The organism is Ectothiorhodospiraceae bacterium 2226 (assembly GCA_013348725.1).
Lineage (GTDB): Bacteria > Pseudomonadota > Gammaproteobacteria.
Genome location: CP054689.1, coordinates 457,847 through 477,683 on the forward strand (window position 1 = coordinate 457,847; position 19,837 = coordinate 477,683).

Annotated in this window: 13 protein-coding genes, 1 tRNA gene and 1 pseudogene; 2 read left to right on the forward strand and 13 right to left on the reverse strand. The window is 63.2% G+C overall.

The features are described 5' to 3' along the window. Positions 1-92: 92 nt before the first annotated feature. Positions 93-359: a hypothetical protein gene (locus HUS23_02100; GenBank protein ID QKT02696.1), complete on the forward strand. Its 267-nt coding sequence runs from the start codon at positions 93-95 to the stop codon at positions 357-359. A 470-nt stretch (positions 360-829) separates the two neighbouring features. On the opposite strand, the gene HUS23_02105 is transcribed toward HUS23_02100, so the two are convergent. After that, positions 830-921: transfer RNA gene (locus HUS23_02105), tRNA-Ser, on the reverse strand. 919 nt (positions 922-1,840) lie between these two features. Here HUS23_02105 and mltF point away from each other — a divergent pair. Continuing rightward, positions 1,841-3,217 carry a membrane-bound lytic murein transglycosylase MltF gene (gene mltF, locus HUS23_02110; GenBank protein ID QKT02697.1) on the forward strand — a complete coding sequence of 459 codons (1,377 nt, stop codon included), beginning with the start codon at positions 1,841-1,843 and terminating at the stop codon, positions 3,215-3,217. A gap of 66 nt (positions 3,218-3,283) precedes the next feature. On the opposite strand, the gene HUS23_02115 is transcribed toward mltF, so the two are convergent. The 12 genes and pseudogenes from HUS23_02115 to HUS23_02170 form a co-directional block, all read right to left on the reverse strand. Continuing rightward, positions 3,284-3,832, reverse strand: a complete 549-nt coding sequence (locus HUS23_02115; protein QKT02698.1) for a hypothetical protein — start codon at positions 3,830-3,832, stop codon at positions 3,284-3,286. Between the two features lie 232 nt (positions 3,833-4,064). Continuing rightward, the gene (locus HUS23_02120; GenBank protein ID QKT02699.1) at positions 4,065-4,625 is read right to left on the reverse strand and encodes a sel1 repeat family protein; all 561 of its coding nucleotides are present in this window, start codon (positions 4,623-4,625) and stop codon (positions 4,065-4,067) included. A 173-nt stretch (positions 4,626-4,798) separates the two neighbouring features. Then, positions 4,799-5,644, reverse strand: a complete 846-nt coding sequence (locus HUS23_02125; GenBank protein QKT02700.1) for an RHS domain-containing protein — start codon at positions 5,642-5,644, stop codon at positions 4,799-4,801. A gap of 98 nt (positions 5,645-5,742) precedes the next feature. Further along, entirely contained in the window at positions 5,743-6,138 is a 396-nt protein-coding gene (locus HUS23_02130; GenBank protein ID QKT02701.1) for a hypothetical protein, read from the reverse strand. A 25-nt stretch (positions 6,139-6,163) separates the two neighbouring features. Continuing rightward, entirely contained in the window at positions 6,164-6,805 is a 642-nt protein-coding gene (locus HUS23_02135) for an RHS repeat-associated core domain-containing protein (GenBank protein QKT04928.1), read from the reverse strand. After that, the gene (locus HUS23_02140; protein ID QKT02702.1) at positions 6,787-6,981 is read right to left on the reverse strand and encodes a hypothetical protein; all 195 of its coding nucleotides are present in this window, start codon (positions 6,979-6,981) and stop codon (positions 6,787-6,789) included. Before HUS23_02140 ends, HUS23_02135 begins: the two co-directional genes overlap by 19 nt. Next, complete coding sequence (locus HUS23_02145) at positions 6,927-8,090, reverse strand: RHS repeat protein (GenBank protein ID QKT04929.1); 1,164 nt, start codon at positions 8,088-8,090, stop codon at positions 6,927-6,929. Before HUS23_02145 ends, HUS23_02140 begins: the two co-directional genes overlap by 55 nt. Further along, positions 8,090-8,263, reverse strand: a complete 174-nt coding sequence (locus HUS23_02150) for a hypothetical protein (protein ID QKT02703.1) — start codon at positions 8,261-8,263, stop codon at positions 8,090-8,092. The genes HUS23_02145 and HUS23_02150 overlap by 1 nt, the downstream gene beginning before the upstream one ends. Positions 8,264-8,357: 94 nt before the next feature. After that, a complete protein-coding gene (locus HUS23_02155; protein ID QKT02704.1) occupies positions 8,358-8,687 on the reverse strand; it encodes a hypothetical protein in 330 nt (109 codons plus the stop codon). A gap of 15 nt (positions 8,688-8,702) precedes the next feature. Then, positions 8,703-10,397 carry an RHS domain-containing protein gene (locus HUS23_02160; protein ID QKT02705.1) on the reverse strand — a complete coding sequence of 565 codons (1,695 nt, stop codon included), beginning with the start codon at positions 10,395-10,397 and terminating at the stop codon, positions 8,703-8,705. A gap of 39 nt (positions 10,398-10,436) precedes the next feature. Continuing rightward, a pseudogene (locus HUS23_02165) lies at positions 10,437-10,514 on the reverse strand (hypothetical protein). An 856-nt stretch (positions 10,515-11,370) separates the two neighbouring features. Continuing rightward, positions 11,371-19,830 (reverse strand): DUF1566 domain-containing protein, encoded by an 8,460-nt coding sequence (locus HUS23_02170; GenBank protein QKT02706.1) that lies wholly within the window; start codon positions 19,828-19,830, stop codon positions 11,371-11,373. Positions 19,831-19,837 lie beyond the last annotated feature (7 nt).

The following is a 19,837-nucleotide window of genomic DNA, read 5'->3' on the forward strand; positions in this document are numbered from 1 at the left end:
ATGCCGACATCGAGGGCAGCGACGCTGCGTGCCGTCGCGGTTTGGCGTCCAAGCAGCACGATAACAACAACATCGGGAAGGAGGTCGCACAAATGCTAACGAAAAAAGACCTGGATCGCATCGAACGCAACGTCATGGTACAGGTCGGCGCGCCGGTGGCTGCCTACTGCGCCTGGGATCCCAGCGGCCTGGCGGTAGGCGTAATGCTGCGCGAGGGGCGCGGGGCGGGGTTCCTGCACGTGCTGAACCCACGAGTCGCGTCGCTCGACGACCTACAGGCTGAACTGCGTGACCTGACCGACCGCGCCGCCGAGGCGCTCTCGAACAAGCTGCGCACCAAGGGCGCCCTGACCGCCTGAGTGGCCACCGCCCACGGGAGGCGCCCACTCAAACCCACCACGCACGAAGGCGGTGCCCAGGTTCAGCTCGGGGCAGCGCTCTCGTGCGCGCTCGCATTCAGCAAGCGCATTTAAACGATCACTCTCGAAGATCGGAGCGCATGCGTCGGGCCATCACCACCTTCACCACCGCCGGAGCTGTCCTGCCGATTCGGTATTCGGGGCCAACCCCTGCGCCCTCACCGCCGTGGGGCCGACGCTGCGCGGCGTTCCGAGTCGACGGTGCTGCCGACCAGAGGCCACCCCGCACCCCAAAAGAGAGGGTGGGAGATACGCGGGTCCCTCCCTGGACCCGCGCCCCTGCGGGGCCGCCGCTGCGCGGCGTTCCGAATCGGCTGTCCTGCCGATTCGGTCGAACCCATGGGTCCTCACCAAGCCACCCGGCACCCCCATAATGAAAAAGCCCCGCGCAAGGCGGGGCTTTTTCATTATGGCGGAGAGGGTGGGATTCGAACCCACGTGGGGCGCAATGCCCCCAACCGATTTCGAGTCGGTGCCGTTATGGCCGCTTCGGTACCTCTCCATAGTTACTACTGCCGGCATTAACGCGCCGGCGGGCGCATGAAACACAATCCGCGAAGGCTCTGGTATCGGGCGCGGCTGCGCCGCGCTACCCCCAACCGCTTTGCTCGTCCCATCCCTGGGACTCGCCCCTCCGGGGCCGCCGCTTCGCAGCGGCCAAAATCGCTCCCGGCGATTTTGTCGAGTCGGTGCCGTTATGGCCGCTTCGGTACCTCTCCATGGTTACTACTGCCGGCATTAACGCGCCGGCGGGCGCATGAAACACAATCCGCGAAGGCTCTGGTATCGGGCGCGGCTGCGCCGCGCTGCCCCCAACCGCTTTGCTCGTCCCATCCCTGGGACTCGCCCCTCCGGGGCCGCCGCTTCGCAGCGGCCAAAATCGCTCCCGGCGATTTTGTCGAGTCGGTGCCGTTATGGCCGCTTCGGTACCTCTCCATGGTTACTACTGCCGGCATTAACGCGCCGGCGGGCGCATGAAACACAATCCGCGAAGGCTCTGGTATCGGGCGCGGCTGCGCCGCGCTGCCCCCAACCGCTTTGCTCGTCCCATCCCTGGGACTCGCCCCTCCGGGGCCGCCGCTTCGCAGCGGCCAAAATCGATCCCGGCGATTCTGTCGAGTCGGCGCCTTGACCGCTCCGGTACGTCTCCCTGGGTACCGCTACGCCGGCCTCGCCGCTCGGCGGGGGCTACTATACTCGGGGCGCGTGCGACAGGGGAAGGGCGACGTCCTTCAAAGCCTCAAAGCGCCCGAAAACCGCTTATTCTGTCACGTTTCCGATATCCGGGGAACCGCTGCCGGACCTATTTATGTGATACGCCGCACAAAATGGGTGGCAGCCGCATCAGAAATCGCTTAATCTACGCGCCCATGCGAGAAGATCAAGAACGTCGCTCGCGGTCGACGCGCCTCCTGGCCAGCTTGGCACTGGGGGCGACGCTAGCCATCGGGGGGGGCTGCCAGCAACCGGAGCTGAATACCCTCGATAAGGTGGTCGAGCTGGGCGAGGTGGTGGTGGTGACCCGACCGGGCGCCACCACGTACTACCTCGGACCGGATGGAGAGACCGGGCTGGAATTCGACCTCGCGCAGGGATTTGCGGAGTTTCTGGGCGTCGGTGTGCGCATCATTACCGCGCACAGCATCGACGAGATGTTCGACGCCGTCACCCAGGGGCATGCCCACTTCGCCGCGGGCGGGGTCGCCATTACGGAGGCGCGCCGCCAGCGCGCGCGCTTCGGCCCACCCTATCAGGACGTCACGCAGCAAGTCGTCTACCGCTTCGGGTCGGACCGCCCCACCGGGCTCGAGGCCTTGAACGGCGGCCGCTTCCAGATCGCCAGCGCGAGCGCGCACGCCGAGCGGGTCGCGTCGATGCAAAACGACTACCCCGACCTCGCTTGGGAGTATGCCGACGGCCCGGCCGAGGAACTCCTGGCGCGGGTATGGACGCGCGAAGCGGACTACACGGTCGCGCATTCGCACCTCGTCGCCGTACAGCAGCGCTACTTCCCCGAGCTGCGGGTCGCCTTCGACCTCGAGGGCACGCAGTCGCTGGCCTGGGCGTTCCCGCATAGCAAGGACGCGAGCCTCTACCAGGCCGCCGAGCGCTACTTCGCCGAGATCAAGGAGAACGGCCAACTCGCGCGCCTGCTGGAGAAGCATTACGGCCACCTGCGCGAGTTCGACTACGTGGGGACCCGCGTCTTCATGCGCCACATCGAAGAGCGCCTGCCCCACTATCGCGCGTGGTTCGAAGAGGCCGCCGAGGCCAACGGCCTCGACTGGCGCCTGCTGGCGGCGATGGCCTATCAGGAATCGCACTGGAATCCGCGCGCCGTCTCCCCCACCGGCGTGCGCGGCATCATGATGCTCACGCAAGCCACCGCGCGCGACCTGGGCCTCGACCAGCGCACCGATCCCCAGCAGAGCATCGACGGCGGCGCGCGCTACTTCCGCCACCTATGGGATCGCATGCCGTCTGAGATCCCCGAACCCGATCGCATGTGGATGGCCGTCGCCGCTTACAACATCGGGGCCGGGCACGTCGCCGGCGTGCGCCACATCACCACGCTGCGCGGCGGCAACCCCAACTCCTGGGCGGACGTGAAAGAGAACCTGCCCCTGCTGCAGCAGCGCGAGTGGTACCAGCAAACCCGTAACGGCTACGCGCGCGGCAACGAGGCCTTCGTGTACGTGGAGAACATCCGCAGCTACTACGACATCCTGCTGTGGACCATGGACCGCGAACCCCACCTCGTGCGCGGGCCGCGCCCGCAGGTCGTCGCCGCCCAATAGCTACCCGATCGCTACCCGGCAGCATCAACTCCGCGCGCGGCCAGCTCTCTACGTAGCTGCGAAATGTCAGTGTCCACGTCCGGTAGATACCATGAGTCCAGCTCCACTAGGGCCGCAGTCACACTGAAGACATGCATCGAAGCTGCGAGCGAGGCAAAGGAGTACAAGAGACTCCTTGCCGATGGCGTTGTGGCGATACTCGATGAGCTTGTCGGGCGTCTCGACGCGCTCCAGGCGGCCGAGGCTGCTGTAGTGGTAGCGGGTGGTGACGCCTGCCGTGGTGCGCTCGGCGAGTCGGCCGTTGGCGTCGTAGGCGTAGCTGCTGTCGCCGCTGGTTTGCAGCTGGTCGCCGAGGTTGTAGGTGGCGCTCACGCCGTGGCGGCCGCGCAGGGCGCTGGTGTAGACGCTGCGGTTGCCGTTGGCGTCGTACTGGTAGGCCTCCACCAGCACGCCGTCGCGGTGCACGGTGCTCAGGCGGCTACGCGCGTCGTAGCCGTACTCGTACTGGCGCGTGCTGCCGTCGGGCAGGGTCTCCGTGCGGGCGGTGATCTGGCCCTTGGCATTGCGCTCCAGCTGGTAGCCGCAGGGTGCGATAGGTAATGGCGGAGGGCTCACCGTAGGCGCTGTAGCTGCGCGTCTGGCTGAGGGTGCCATCGTCGAGCGTGATGGGCAGGCCGTGCTCGGCATCGCGCAGGATGCTGAAGCCGTGGATGCCGGTGAGCAGACCGTCGGCGTCGTCGGTGCTTAGAGAGTCTCAGTATCCGAGAAAGGATTCTATACATTGCCCGGGCTGTGCTTGGGCGGGGATAAGCCCTCCAGTTCCTCTTGCTTTGGAGAGTGACGCCCGCTACGCCAGCAGCCTTTCCGAGAAACGGTCCCGAAGAGCAAGAAGCAAACCCAGTGAAACAGCGTATGCGTAGACAAAAGGACTGATCATTCGGCGGACCATCCCACGACCGCCCTTCGCATCCTGGATAGCGATTTCCCGTATGGCGAATACATGCCCATTCTTGGATGCAGCAATCAAATACCTATATCCAGCATCAAGGTCAATAGCTGCTCCCTTACCTCTCGCCAGCGAGTATCCTAGGCGAAAGAGAGCGGGAGTATCGTGCTTGTTTGCCGCTATTCTATACCACTCCAAGGCATCTACATGTTCCCCTTGACTTGTAAGAAACCTTCCGTAATAGAAAGCTCCACGCGGTGAGCCCAGCGATGCGGCTCGTTGAAACCAATAGGAAGCGCCTTCATGTGAGTGTTCTGTACCAATCCCATTAAAGAGCATCCAACCCACGAATACCTGACTTTCAGCATGACCCGCTTCGGCAAGCAATCGGTAGCGTTCGTACGCCGCACGGTAATCGCCGCGCCCGTAGCAATCTGCAGCGTCCTTAAGCTCTTTTTCCATACTGCTCACGATACCCCACCCACGTCACGGCAATCGCGGAAGATTCGGTGGTAACTGCGGCGGTGTATGCGGCTGCGTGATCGCAGGCGGCTGCTGTAGCTGCGGCCCTGGCGCACGAGGTGCGGGAATTACCGGATCATCAAGCCCTTTTATTAGCTCCCTAACCACAGGACTCACCGTCCTAACCGCCCTGGGGACACACATGTAAGCACCGCCGCCGACCGCCGTGGCGCCAGTGACGGCCGCTGCCGCTCCACCTGTGACTGCAGCCGCAGTTCCCATTCCACCAGCCTGCATCGCTTGACGCGTGGTCGTTTCCCGGGAGAGCGCATGGAGCCCCGAAAAAGCATCCCATCAGGATCGATGAAGTTGACCGGATCCCCCAACACATACCCATAAAGATTCGTATCCCCACCCGCAAACCCAATCGGATCCCGCGCCGTCCAGCGGCCGGTGTCGGGGTCGAAATCCCTGTAGCCAAAGCGGATGAGGCCGGTGTCGGAGTCGTACAGCCCGCCCGCAAAGCCAAAGGGTAACCTGAAGCTCGGGTTGCTGTCGTGGAGGACGTTACCGTAGGCGTCGAAGTCGACGGACTTGACCACGCTGCCTTGGGCGTCGGTGATGTACCGCGGGCTGCCCAGGTGGTCGGTGAGGATATAGTAGACCTCCCCTTCCTCGGTGAAGCGGGTCGGGGTGTGGCCTACGGTGTATTCGTAGCGCTGCTTCAGATTGCCGTCGCCGTCGTAGATCGCCAGCAGGGTGGTTAGATCCAGCCACAGGTAGCGCTCCACCACCTCCCCGTCCACCAGCTTGGCCACCCGGTTGCCGTAGGCGTTGTGGCGGTACTCGATGAGCTTGTCGGGGGTCTCCACCCGCTCCAGGCGGCCGAGGCTGCTGTAGTGGTAGCGGGTGGTGACGCCTGCCGTGGTGCGCTCCTTGAGGCGGCCGTTGGCGTCGTAGGCGTAGCTGCTGTCGCCGTTGGTTTGCAGTTGGTCGCCGAGGTTGTAGGTGGCGCTCACGCCGTGGCGGCCGCGCAGGGTGCTGGTGTAGACGCTGCGGTTGCCGTTGGCGTCGCGAGGCGGCGCTCAGGCGGCACCTGGAAGAAGTCAGGCAAGTGCTAGTTTCCGTTCCCCAACCATCGCGCCGTTACAGGGCGCAGTTCCAAGAGAAGTTCCTTTGCCATGTCACGCAACGGCGACCATGCCGGGTGCCGCATCGCTTCAACATTACCGTCTGTCGGTGATGGCCCGGCGTAAACCGACGCCGGAACATCCCCCAGCGCCGAGACCATGGCGAGTATCTTCTTTTCCTGCTCTGCTGTGAGGTAGCCTCGCCCCACAAGGTACTTCGCTCTCTCGACGTCGATCTTCAGCTCCCACGGCACGTTATAGTTTCCCATGGCCTCGCACGCACCTTCCGGCGTGTCCGCCAAGACCTCGAGCGTGAAGACGAAAACACGGTACTCTGCTTGAAATTCGTCGTCTGGAGGAACTCCATCGCTGTTATCAGCCACGTCTATCACCCCTGCAAGTCGCACGTCAGTGGTTCGGATTCAGCTTGTCCAGCCAGTTACCTGGAGTTCCAGGTCCGTCGAAGCCTCCGCCCCCGCCTCCGCCACCCCCACGCCTGCTCCCTCGTCCTGGATGAGCTTGCTCCGGCGTGATCGGCTTTCCTTCCTGATTGTAGCGTTGCCACCCTTTGACACCGGGCTCATTGACTTTCCAATAGCCAATCGAGGCAGACGGACCACCGGGTGGTACCCATTGACAAAGTTGCTTGCCGCCCGCAGGTCGTGGCGGTCCATAGAATGCGCCGGCCGGCTGGCCAGGGCCTGCAGGTGTCCAGGGCCCTCCCGGTACGATACCGTTCGGATTGGGTATTCCCTGCAATCCATCGGGATCGATGAGGTTAACGGGATCACCGAGCACATACCCATACAGATTCGTATCCCCACCCGCAAACCCAATCGGATCCCGCGCCGTCCAGCGGCCGGTGTCGGGGTCGAAATCCCTGTAGCCGAAGCGGATGAGGCCGGTGTCCGTGTCATACAGCCCGCCGGCAAAGCCGAAGGGTAACCTGAAGCCCGGGTTGCTGTCGTGGAGGACGTTGCCGTAGGCGTCGTAGTCGAGGGTCTTGACCACATCGCCTTGGGCGTCGGTGATCACCCGCGGGCTCCCCAGGTGTCGGTGAGGATGTAGTAGCTCTGGCCATCCTGGGTGAACTTAGTCGGGGTGTGGCCCACGGTGTACTCAAAGCGCTGCTTTAGATTCCCATCGCCATCGTAGACCGCCAGCAGGGTGGTTAGATCCAGCCACAGGTAGCGCTCCACCACCTCGCCATCCACGAGCTTGGCCACGCGGTTGCCGAAGGCTCGATGAGCTTGTCGGGCGTCTCGACGCGCTCCAGGCGGCCGAGGCTGCTGTAGTGGTAGCGGGTGGTGACGCCTGCCGTGGTGCGCTCGGCGAGTCGGCCGTTGGCGTCGTAGGCGTAGCTGCTGTCGCCGCTGGTTTGCAGCTGGTCGCCGAGGTTGTAGGTGGCGCTCACGCCGTGGCGGCCGCGCAGGGCGCTGGTGTAGACGCTGCGGTTGCCGTTGGCGTCGTACTGGTAGGCCTCCACCAGCACGCCGTCGCGGTGCACGGTGCTCAGGCGGCTACGCGCGTCGTAGCCGTACTCGTACTGGCGCGTGCTGCCGTCGGGCAGGGTCTCCGTGCGGGCGGTGATCTGGCCCATGGCATTGCGCTCGAGCTGATAGGCGAAGCGCTCTGCCGTGCCGAGGCTATAGGCGAGGGCTGAGGGCTCCCCGTAGGCGTTGTAGGCGCGCGTCTGGCTGAGCGCCGCATCGCTGACCTGGGTGGGCAGGCCGTGCTCGGGATGGCGCAGGATGCTGAACCCGTGGATACCGGTCAGCAGGCCGTCGGCGTCGTAGCTGACGCTGCTTCCGGCGCCGGCGTAGCTGAGCTGATTGATCCGGAACTGGTTGTCGTAGGCGTAGTGGATGCTCTCGTTCAGCTCGCCCTGGTAGTGCAGCTCGGTCAACAGGTTGCCGTCCCAGGTGTAGCCGAGGCTCTCGAGGCCCTCCCGCACCTGGCTCAGGCGACCGCCGCACAGGTAGTCGTACTCGACAATCCCCTCGGGGGTGTCGGTGCGCGCGAGGCGGCCCTGCGCGTAGCTGTGCTCGATCCGCTGGCCGGAGGGCAGCTCGATGGCGGTGAGGCGGCGGTCGCGGTCGTACGTGTAGCGGGTGGGCTCGCTAAGCGGGGCGACGCTCTCCCGGAGCCGATCCACGCCGGTGTAGGCGAACGCGTGCTCGGCCGGGGTGGGAACGACGATCGTCGTTTGGTTGCCGTTCGCGTCATAACTGCTGACGGTACTGTGGCCGTCCGGATAGGTGATGCGTGTAATCCGGCCCAGGGCGTCGTACTCGTAGTGAGTGCTACGATCATCCGGCGTGGCGACCTCCGCCATCAGCGCGGGGTTACGGCAAGAGTGGGCACGACTCGGGTGCCAAGGCCCTTCATCGCACGGGTGCTGCGTTCGTCGTAGCCGTATTCGTACTGGCGCGTGCTGCCGTCGGGCAGGGTTTCCGTGCGGGCGGTGATCTGGCCCATCGCATTGCGCTCGAGCTGGTAGGCGAACACGTCAGCTAGTCTACGAGAACGAACCCTCGAAGTCGCTCTTTTGCGCTCCGCGTAGTTCACCAGCACAAACTGCCTGGCCTGTGAATTGAGTGTGCTAGCCGTCCTTCCTTTGAAGCGATAAAGCCAACCTTCGCCCTGTCCAGACCAAATAGACCAGCCCCAGGTTGACGATCAACATGGCGATCATATAGGCCCCCAACCACAAGACGATCTGCTGAGTGCTCTCGATCATCCACGTCCGTTCGGCGTCGGAGAGGGTTATGCTTGCTTGTTGGAGCATCGCGGGGATGTATAGCGCGTGGATAACCCAAAGCAGTGGACCCCCCAGCAGCAGAAAGAGTACCGCAAACGCCAGAGCGGGCCATACCGCAACTTTGGCTAAGCGTCTTTGGTAACGCAGGCACGCAGACTTCGGTTCACACATTGCCTGACTCCTAAGTCAACAGGAACCATCCCGCTCATTCCGGGATCGACCATCGATTAGATCTTGTATCCCCCTTAAATTCTGTTCAATCTCCTTCATGCTTTCGCTGTTCTTGATCGACTCCACCTGTTCCATCGGGGTCGTCGCAGCATCCCAGAAAAGCAATCCTCCTCCTACCGCCACAAGCACGAGTCCCGCTCCTCCCACAACGGGATTCCCACTCGCGACTCCTGCGACGACGAGGGCACCCCCGGTCGCACTAACCACAACGGCAGTCGGCCCAACCCAGCTCGGCGCAAGACCGAAGGGATCTCGCAAGGTGGCGGGGTCACCGAGCACATACCCATACAGATTCGTATCCCCACCCGCAAACCCGATCGGATCCCGCGCCGTCCACCGGCCGGTGTCCGGATCATAATCCCGGTACCCGAAGCGGATGAGGCCGGTGTCCGTGTCATACAGCCCGCCCGCGAAACCAAAGGGTAACCTGAACGCGGGATTGCTGTCGTGGAGGACGTTGCCGTAGGCATCATATTCGATCGCCTTGACCACATCGCCTTGGGCGTCGGTGATGTACCGCGGGCTGCCGAGGTGATCGGTGAGGATGTAGTAGACCTCCCCGTCCTGGGTGAAGCGGGTGGGCGTGTGGCCTACGGTGTATTCGTAGCGCTGCTTCAGATTGCCGTCGCCGTCGTAGATCGCCAGCAGTGTGGTTAGATCCAGCCACAGGTAGCGCTCCACCACCTCGCCGTTCACGAGCTTCGCCACCCGGTTGCCGTAGGCGTTGTGGCGGTACTCGATGAGCTTGTCGGGCGTCTCGACGCGCTCCAGGCGGCCGAGGCTGCTGTAGTGGTAGCGGGTAGTGACGCCTGCCGTGGTGCGCTCGGCGAGTTGGCCGTTGGCGTCGTAGGCGTAGCTGCTGTCGCCGCTGGTTTGCAGTTGGTCGCCGAGGTTGTAGGTGGCGCTCACGCCGTGGCGGCCGCGCAGGGCGCTGGTGTAGACGCTGCGGTTGCCGTTGGCGTCGTACTGGTAGGCCTCCACCAGCACGCCGTCGCGGTGCACGGTGCTCAGGCGGCTACGCGCGTCGTAGCCGTACTCGTACTGGCGCGTGCTGCCGTCGGGCAGGGTCTCCGTGCGGGCGGTGATCTGGCCCTTGGCATTGCGCTCGAGCTGATAGGCGAAGCGCTCTGCCGTGCCGAGGCTATAGGCGAGGGCTGAGGGCTCCCCGTAGGCGTTGTAGGCGCGCGTCTGGCTGAGCGCCGCATCGCTGACCTGGGTGGGCAGGCCGTGCTCGGGATGGCGCAGGATGCTGAACCCGTGGATACCGGTCAGCAGGCCGTCGGCGTCGTAGCTGACGCTGCTTCCGGCGCCGGCGTAGCTGAGCTGATTGATCCGGAACTGGTTGTCGTAGGCGTAGTGGATGCTCTCGTTCAGCTCGCCCTGGTAGTGCAGCTCGGTCAACAGGTTGCCGTCCCAGGTGTAGCCGAGGCTCTCGAGGCCCTCCCGCACCTGGCTCAGGCGACCGCCGCACAGGTAGTCGTACTCGACAATCCCCTCGGGGGTGTCGGTGCGCGCGAGGCGGCCCTGCGCGTAGCTGTGCTCGATCCGCTGGCCGGAGGGCAGCTCGATGGCGGTGAGGCGGCGGTCGCGGTCGTACGTGTAGCGGGTGGGCTCGCTAAGCGGGGCGACGCTCTCCCGGAGCCGATCCACGCCGGTGTAGGCGAACGCGTGCTCGGCCGGGGTGGGAACGACGATCGTCGTCTGGTTACCGTTCGCGTCGTAGGTGCTGACGGTACTGTGGCCGTCCGGATAGGTGACGCGCGTAATGCGGCCGAGGAGGTCGTACTTCTAGTGGGTGCTACGATCATCCGGCGTGCCGACCTCCGCCATCAGCGCGGGGTTACGGCAACAGTGGGCACGACTCGGGTGCCAAGGCCCTCTCTTCATCGCACGGGGCGCACTGTGCCGGCAAGGCTTCGCTATACCACTCCACCTCCCCCCGCAGTTGGTCGCTTACCGACCTATACTTTGATGCGACCGTCATCTGCTCCTGTACTAGCGATGCTGCACCATCGCCCCAAGCTATTGGAAGCCTCCGCGATCGATGCTAGCGCATAGCTTTCATGTCGATCAACCACGCTTGTTTGCGTCGGGTAAACTCCCGACTGGCTAATGCTGATCCTATCAACGACTTCATTCATGGCGGGAACGTACGTTCTCGGCGCGTCCGCACCCAGAACACCGACTCGAGCCGCTGGCGAAATCCATAAGTAGTCGTAAGCACCTTCGCGCATACTACTCGGACGCACGTACCTAATCAGCCCCGTCATTCCAACCTCACATTTAGCTCCAAACCAACCATCACGCGTGATGCGCTCACAGAGCGTTTCAGGATCTTCAGTGAAGAGCAAAAGGGTTACAAACTCTACGCTTCTACCGCCTGGAACACGGGAAACAATCGCTTCCGTGGGCGATCTCTCATGGACCCACCACCACGGAGGAAGCTCTACGCGCGCATACCCGATCTCAAGCGAGCTAGGGCCAAGCACGCGGTTATAAGCATAGAACGAGAGGCCGACTAGCATATTCACGTACAACCCGGCTCCAACCGCCACAAGAGCGATTGCGCCAGCCCCCATCCATGCGCGTCTAAGTCGCGACGCGCTTTTCGCCACCCCCCAGATCAATCTGCGCCTCCACTGGTAAGTGCAGCGCCGGCACCCCCAAATATCAAGTCGATTTGAGATGACGGAATCGGACCGGTGGCCGAAGTTCCTGGACAGGACATCACGACTCCTACACCTGACGACATCCCGTCGATCAACGCCTCATTCCTCTCACGATTAGCATCAAACCAAGCGTTTGGATCGCGTAATATATCAATACTGTCTTGGCGATCTCGGGCGGCCTTCAGCGTCGCCACATCCTGAGAGAATTCGGAGACCGCCTTGTATCCCTGGTAGATAACTACACCCGCTCCAACAACTGCCGCACCTATTACGAGGGGGTGCGTCCCGCGCGGGTCATAGAAGTTGACCGGATCCCCCAACACATACCCGTACAGATTCGTATCCCCACCCGCAAACCCGATCGGGTCCCGCGCCGTCCAGCGCCCGGTGTCGGGATCATAATCCCGGTAGCCGAAGCGGATCAGGCCGGTGTCGGGGTCGGACAGCCCGCCCGCAAAGCCAAAGGGTACCCTGAAGTCCGGGTTGCTGTCGTGGAGGACGTTGCCGTAGGCGTCGTAGTCGAGGGACTTGACCACGCTGCCTTGGGCGTCGGTGATCACCCTGGGGCTGCCGAGGTGATCGGTGAGGATGTAGTAGACCTCCCCGTCCTGGGTGAAGCGGGTGGGCGTGTGGCCTACGGTGTATTCGTAGCGCTGCTTCAGATTGCCGTCGCCGTCGTAGATCGCCAGCAGTGTGGTTAGATCCAGCCACAGGTAGCGCTCCACCACCTCGCCGTTCACGAGCTTCGCCACCCGGTTGCCGTAGGCGTTGTGGCGGTACTCGATGAGCTTGTCGGGCGTCTCGACGCGCTCCAGGCGGCCGAGGCTGCTGTAGTGGTAGCGGGTAGTGACGCCTGCCGTGGTGCGCTCGGCGAGTTGGCCGTTGGCGTCGTAGGCGTAGCTGCTGTCGCCGCTGGTTTGCAGTTGGTCGCCGAGGTTGTAGGTGGCGCTCACGCCGTGGCGGCCGCGCAGGGCGCTGGTGTAGACGCTGCGGTTGCCGTTGGCGTCGTATTGGTAGGCCTCCACCAGCACGCCGTCGCGGTGCACGGTGCTCAGGCGGCTACGCGCGTCGTAGCCGTACTCGTACTGGCGCGTGCTGCCGTCGGGCAGGGTTTCCGTGCGGGCGGTGATCTGGCCCATCGCGTTGCGCTCGAGCTGATAGGCGAAGCGCTCTGCCGTGCCGAGGCTATAGGCGAGGGCTGAGGGCTCCCCGTAGGCGTTGTAGGCGCGCGTCTGGCTGAGCGCCGCATCGCTGACCTGGGTGGGCAGGCCGTGCTCGGGATGGCGCAGGATGCTGAACCCGTGGATACCGGTCAGCAGGCCGTCGGCGTCGTAGCTGACGCTGCTTCCGGCGCCGGCGTAGCTGAGCTGATTGATCCGGAACTGGTTGTCGTAGGCGTAGTGGATGCTCTCGTTCAGCTCGCCCTGGTAGTGCAGCTCGGTCAACAGGTTGCCGTCCCAGGTGTAGCCGAGGCTCTCGAGGCCCTCCCGCACCTGGCTCAGGCGACCGCCGCACAGGTAGTCGTACTCGACAATCCCCTCGGGGGTGTCGGTGCGCGCGAGGCGGCCCTGCGCGTAGCTGTGCTCGATCCGCTGGCCGGAGGGCAGCTCGATGGCGGTGAGGCGGCGGTCGCGGTCGTACGTGTAGCGGGTGGGCTCGCTAAGCGGGGCGACGCTCTCCCGGAGTCGATCCACGCCAGTGTAGGCGAACTCATGTTCGGCCGGGGTGGGAACGACGATCGTCGTCTGGTTACCGTTCGCGTCGTAGGTGCTGACGGTACTGTGGCCGTCCGGATAGGTGATGCGTGTAATCCGGCCCAGGGCGTCGTACTCGTAGTGCGTGCTACGATCATCCGGCGTGACGACCTCCGCCACCAGCCCGGCTTCGTTATAGCTGTAACGCGTGGCCCGGTCGCCGACGCTTAGGCGGGTGACGCGTCCGCGCTCGTCGTACTCGTACGTGGTCGGCAGCAAGCCGCCTAGCGCAATCGTCTGCGGCAGCAGCGTGACGGGGTCGCGCAGTTCCGAGGAGACTCGGCCTTCCGGTGAGGTGTAGGTGGAGATGCCGCTACGGGCGTCTACATTCACGGTACTGACGCCGGCGCCGTCGTCCACAGTCAGCGTGTAACGCATAGTGTCCGCGCCGTTTTCGCCGTAGGCTTTGGTGAGCGTGGTGACGTTGGTCCAGCCGCTCGGCTGTGACACGGTGATGACGTTGGGGATCTCCTGGAGGGTCTTGGCATCCCGGACGTAGTCGACGACCCGGCCGACGCCGCAGGCCTCTTCAGACTCCCAGAGGCGATCCGCACGCATGCGACTCACGACCTGGGTCCCGTCCTCGCGCACCGTGGTGTGTTGAACATCGCCATCCGGCAGCAACCGCCGATCCGTCTGATACTGGTTGCTCTCCGCCGTGGTGTAGCCGTAGCGGTCGTGCCCTGGGGCCATCCTGTCGCTGAAAAACTCCCACAGCCCGCCTTCGGGGTCGTCCGAGCGGAGCAGGCGCCCGTCAGCGCTGTAGAACCGGTTGAAGGCGTGGCCGTTGGGCGTCGTCTTTCGCGTCAGCAGCCCGCCTGCGGCATAGTTGAACGCGTACGCGGTGCCATCCTCGTACGCGACGCGCGTCAAGTGGCCGTTCTCGTCGATGACTAGCTCCGTGACCTGGCCATTCGGGGCGACTAGACGCATCGGCTTACCCGCGGCATCTCGCTCCACGGTGAGGCGATTACCGAACCGGTCGACTACGGCGTTCAAGAAGCCGCGTTCGTCGTAGGAAAGGTCAAGCAGTGTCCTGCCGCTATCCAGGTCGATAGTCGCGACGTGTTTGCCGTCGTGGTTGAACCGGTAGGGCATGCGGGCAGCCGACGCAGCGTCGCGCACGCAGCGCACGTGATACTCGTCGTTCTTGTTGAAGCGCTCGCTGTGGAAGCTCTCGCTTTCGATCGCCCACGCCTGGCCATCGTTCTGGAAATTTGTGGTGGAACTCCAGTAGAGCTGCCGGAAGTCCGCCTCGGGCGACCAAAGCCCGCCCGGAGGGAACACCACCTTGGTCTGGTGCGCGAACACCGCGTTCGGGAGGACGTACAACAACTCGTTGATATTCGGCAGGCGCCAATCGTCGAAGCCCCCGTGCGTTGAGGCTTCGCAGTGCTGGATGCTACCCGCCCAATCGCGCTTCAAGCTCGCGTTGTCGAGGGCATCCTGCCACATGAGGCCGTTCTCTTGATCGACCACCACCTGCTGAGCCGCATCGCGCACCAGAGCCGTCACGTAGCGCTGGTCGATGGGCTCGCCCCGAACGCATAGCACAGGCTTCAGACGTTCTTCCGGATTGCCCGACCTGTGGTGCCACAGATCCGACGCTGCGTTGAGGTTATACATCATCGGACCGACGTTGGCGGCGGACTTGCTGATCGTGTAGCCGACCTCTTTCGCCGTAGGCAAGCGCCACCCACTACCAGGAAGGTGGACGCCCGCCGCGCAGTATTGTGCCGCCTCGTCTCGCGTGCGGAACCGCGCCGGTCGGTCGGCAAACTCCCAGACGATTCCGGTGACGCGGTCGATGAGCACGCCTTCATCGCTGATGACGTAGTCGATCGAACTGCCACCGCGCTGGTAGTACCCGTCGTCGCCGTCCACCAGGCTGAAGGTCTGTCCAGTCTTCAGAATAGTGGACCCGGTAGCCACATCTTCCGTACCGCCGCTGCCGAGGTAAACACGACCGACGGGATCGTACTCGTGCACCACGCCGAGTGACCATCCTTCCGCCAACTGGCTGTCGTAGCTGTTCTTCAGGGCGACCCCTCGGCCTTGCCAGCTGATGAAGCTTTCGCGAGCAGCCACATCCGTGACCGTATCCCCAACCGTCGCCCAAGCAACCGGAAAGTCATCCAACGGGCGCTCTTCATCCGCCGCATTGCCGGAGCTGAGATAGCGTGTCGGGAACTCATAGCCGATGCTGATCCGTCCGCTGACAATGCCGCGCGGTCGGTCCCCCGCGATGCTGCGGCCATCCCACACGAACTCGGCCTCTTGGTTGGGCGCGGGGTCAAACGTCTGCTCGTACACCCGCCCGGCAACGTCCAGCCGGGCAATGATGCGTTGCAAGCCCGCCGGAACTTCATCGCCACTAACAGTCGCGCGGATCCGATGCTTAAAGCCGGTTGTGCGCTGGCTGGCGTAGTGCAGAGCGATATTGCTTCCACCGATCGCTACATCATCATGGTGCGATTGCTGGTAGGGTTTGGCAGACGAGCCGGTACAAACCTCCTCCTCCTCTTCCGGCTTCTCCTCGTCGATCTCGACCTCGACTGCGAAGTCAACCTGCTCTTCTCCGGCGCCCCAGTTGTAATCGACGGGTGTGAAGTGGTTGAAACTTCCCCACCACAGAGTGTCACCCGGGTGATACCCTTCCAGTCCGATTGCCTCGTCCCAGACCGAACCGTTGCCGTTCAGATCGTCGGCTATGCCGTCTCCCGTATAGTCAATGCCGTCGACTACCCCGTCGTTGTTCTGGTCCAGCAACTGGACAACGACGCCGTTGCTCGAGGCGATCCATCGATCCGCCAACCGGTCGAAGTAACCGATCGGCACGATCTCGCCGACCCGAAACCCAAGGAAGTTGTCCACGAACAACACAACGTCGCTGTCGAAGACCACCGTGTCGGTGTAATGAACGCCGGCCACATGGAGATCCGTTGCGTAGGTGAACGCAGTCTCCCGCGGAAGCACGCCCGGCATGGAGGCCGGAGTCTCGTACTCCGTCGCCGTCAACCAAAAGGACTCCAGGGGCCGCTCCGTGCCGTCGATCGAGCGGATGACGGCAGACGTGACGCCGTTGAACACCACGGTGCCGCGACGCGGTCCGAACTGGTCGTTGATCAGCGTGGATTGATGTACCTGAGGTTCGCCAGACGCGAGGTCAATGCGCGTACGTTTCGTATCCCGCGGCAGGAGCATGACATCGTCAAGCGTCGCCCAGCTTCCCGAAGAGCCGATCGTGGAGCGCTGCACTACAAGATGGCCTGCTTTGTCGTACACAAGGGTCTGATGTCCGGCGGGTCCGGCGATCATGAACCGGCCGTCCGACCCGGTGCGCACTGAGCCGTATTGCGGCTTGTTTAGGAAGGAGACCTGTACGTCTTGGAGTGCGTGACCGCTGCGGCCCGTCACGAACCCCGTAAAGACGGCCATCGCCATCGGATCGTAGCGATCTACGGTCGCATTAGGCGGTAGGTACCGCAGCAGGGATTCCGCCCCTGTGCCCGTCAGATGCGCGAGGTCTGTCGGCTTCCGAACCCGCACGTTAAGGCGATTTGATTCGACGTCGCCGAGGCGGGCAAACACCCGTGCCTCGCCCTCCAGGAGGGCAATCACCTGCCCGGCGCTGACTGAGACGACCGAGCGCTGGTCGGGAATGTATTGAGCAAAGGGAGTGAAGTCGACAGCGGAGCCATCCTCATAGATGCCCGACACCTGAATCGGCTGGACATCCCCCGGCACCATGAGTAACGTCCCCGGTTCGACTTGCAAATAAGCAAGTCCTTCCGTCGTCGCGGCGTCGGGCTCAATGGAAATGACGTGGGCTGTGTTGCAACCCTGACTCCCGCTGTGATCGACCGTGCCTATCGCACTGAGGTCCCAGGTGCTCCCCTGGTCGATCGTCTTGAACACGGTAACAAAGCCCTGCGCCGCGGGTGGCTCTATACCCGGACTGTACGGACCTGTAGCAACACCGAATCCGAGAAGACCTTCCGCGAACGGCGAGCCGCTGTTCTCCTCCAATCCCGTCTGCAAGACATGGTCGCGATGCCCCCATGGCAGTTGATCAGCGCCCTCGAACTGCTCGAACCAGTCCTTATCTTGATACAACCAGAAGAAGATTCCGCGGACGAGCGCAAGCTCGGCGCTAAACGGCTCGTTATAGCTCAATCCATACGCGACGGACTCAGTCTGAATGTGTCCGTCCCTATGCTCGAGAACATAGGGATCACCGTCTAGGCGACCCGCTGGTGACTGGCCGTCGTTGTAATGCCCAATCACTTGGTTGCGCGAGTGAATGTACTCGGCGTAGTACTGCGCGACGTCCGCCACCCGTGCGTCATAGCCCTCGAAAGGCCGCAGTCCCCGCGCGGAGCGCTCGGCATTTATTAGATACAAGCCCTTCGCCTGCAGACTCATGGCGTCCCATTCGGCCTGGGACGGCATCAGCAGGTAGGCGAATACCGACGGATCCTGCTCGCGCGCGAAGTTGAACGCTCGCTCGATCTCCTCTACGGTTTCGCCGCGGTTTCCGATCCAGTCGACGTTGTCTGCGGGGTACAGCGCCAGATAGGACTGGTCGTCCTCGACCTGCGCGATGGGACATACCTCTGGGGCGCGCCCTTCTTCGACGTACAGAGCCACCGTCACCGTGTCGGTCAAGCCGTGATTCGTCGTCACCACCAGTTCGATGCCGTAGGTACCAACCTCCAAACCTTCGATGCGCGCAATGGGCTCCTGGGACACGTCCTCGCCGTTCATGCGCCACCGGAACACCAACTCGCCGTCTTCTACCGAGCTGGCACTGCCGTCGATCTCGATCGGCATTCCGACGTACGCAGATACGGTTTCGGGTGCTCTAGCCACCGGAGCGTGCGCTGCCGTTACCGTCACGATAGTCTGAGACGTCTGCCCCGACTCCGACTCCACTTCAAGGCGATAGCGTCGGACGCCCGCCTCAAGCACGCCCACATACAAGCTAGTTTCGGTGCCGATCTGCTGCTCGGTGTCGACGTCGAACCATCCGAAGCTGAGCGTGCCTCCCATGGGGTCGTAACTTTGCGAGGCATCGAGCGTCAGCTCCGTCCCGACAGCCACCGTAAGGTTGTCCTCAATCACAATCACCGGTGGCCCGGACGCGACCGTGACTTCAACAGGCGCCGATACCGCCACGCCGCCTAGATTGTCCGTAGCCCGGGCACGTAGCTGATACGTTCCGGCTGGTACATTCTCCCACTGATAGCCGTAGGGGGACTCCAACGCTGTCCCCACGACGAGATCTCCCTGGAGAAACTCGACCTTCTGAATGGTACCGTCCGGGTCCGACGCATCCGCTGCCAACGCGATACTCGCTGGAGCGGCGTAGCTCGCCCCCGAAATCGGGCTGGTGAGCGCGACGCTCGGCAGGACGTTAGAGCTCACTACAGTGATCGAAACTGGGGCCGAAGTAGTAACGGCGCCTCGATCATCAGTAGCCCGAGCTGTGATGCTGTACTGGCCCGCAGACTTGGTGCCGCCCCACTCGATCTCGTAGGGCGGTTGGGCCGACATCCCCAAGAAGCTCGAGTTGCGGTAGAAGTCAACCCGCGTGACGTAACCGTCGGAGTCGGATGCTTCCGCGGCTATCCTAATCGAAGAGGTTGGACCATAGGACTGCCCAGGAGCAGGAGACGTGAGGTACACGCTCGGGGGCACATTGGCCGCGAGCACTGACACATCGAATGGACCCGATACTGCGGTTTCCCCTAAGTTGTCCGTTGCCACTGCTCGTATCACATAATCGCCAGCGGCCATACCGGTCCAGCTAAACACGTAGCTATTAGGCATGTCGGTATAGGGATACGGATTCTCCACGCTCCCCAACAACGTGCTTCCCGCGTAAAAATCCACTGACGCCACCCGCCCATCAGGATCTAGTGCATCGGCTCGCAGTGTGATTGAGGAAGACGTGTCATATACTGAGCATTGTTGCGGCTGCGTGATTGCGACGAGCGGCGGGCGATTCTGCGCAACCACTACGACATCGACCGGGGCGGAATCCGATGTGGCGCCCAAATCATCCGTCGCGCGCGCACTGAGTGAATACTGGCCTGCGGAAACCGAACCCCACACGAACGTGTAGGGCGCGCTTGTGGAACTGCCGATCAAGGTCGCGCCTCGAAAGAAATCGACTTTCGCAATCGTACCGTCGTCATCCCACGCGTTGGCGCCTAACGTGATGGTTGCCGGCGCGACATAGCTCGATCCCGGTGCAGGGCTGATCAGAGACACGCTCGGCGACTGGTTCGGTGGCGCGTCTCCGACCGTGAATGACACGGCGTTTGACGTCGTCTTTGCCTTCTTGTCGTCCGTGGCTATCGCCGAAATGGTATAGCTGCCGACAGCCAGATTCTCCCAGTGCCACACATATGGCGCCTGGGTGACCACACCGATGGTCGCATTTCCCGCCTTGAACTCGACCTGAGTTACATACCCGTCGGTATCGGAGGCTTCCGCCTCCAGGCGAACAGTGGCGGGAGCAACGAAATGCGCGCCTTGAACCGGATCAACAAGGGATACCTGGGGGGCGACGTTCTTGGGTGGAGGAGCCGCGTTGGCGACGACCCCGAGTGTCAAGAGCAACGTCGCGGCCAAAGCTCTTAGCTGAGGGTGCATCGATTGT

Coding starts and splice junctions, on each gene's coding strand:
- HUS23_02155 (QKT02704.1), bottom strand. CDS start 8,687: ATGTGTGAACCGAAGTCTGCGTGCCTGCGTTACCAAAGACGCTTAGCC.
- HUS23_02120 (QKT02699.1), bottom strand. CDS start 4,625: ATGGAAAAAGAGCTTAAGGACGCTGCAGATTGCTACGGGCGCGGCGAT.
- HUS23_02100 (QKT02696.1), top strand. CDS start 93: ATGCTAACGAAAAAAGACCTGGATCGCATCGAACGCAACGTCATGGTA.
- HUS23_02145 (QKT04929.1), bottom strand. CDS start 8,090: ATGGCGGAGGTCGCCACGCCGGATGATCGTAGCACTCACTACGAGTAC.
- HUS23_02170 (QKT02706.1), bottom strand. CDS start 19,830: ATGCACCCTCAGCTAAGAGCTTTGGCCGCGACGTTGCTCTTGACACTC.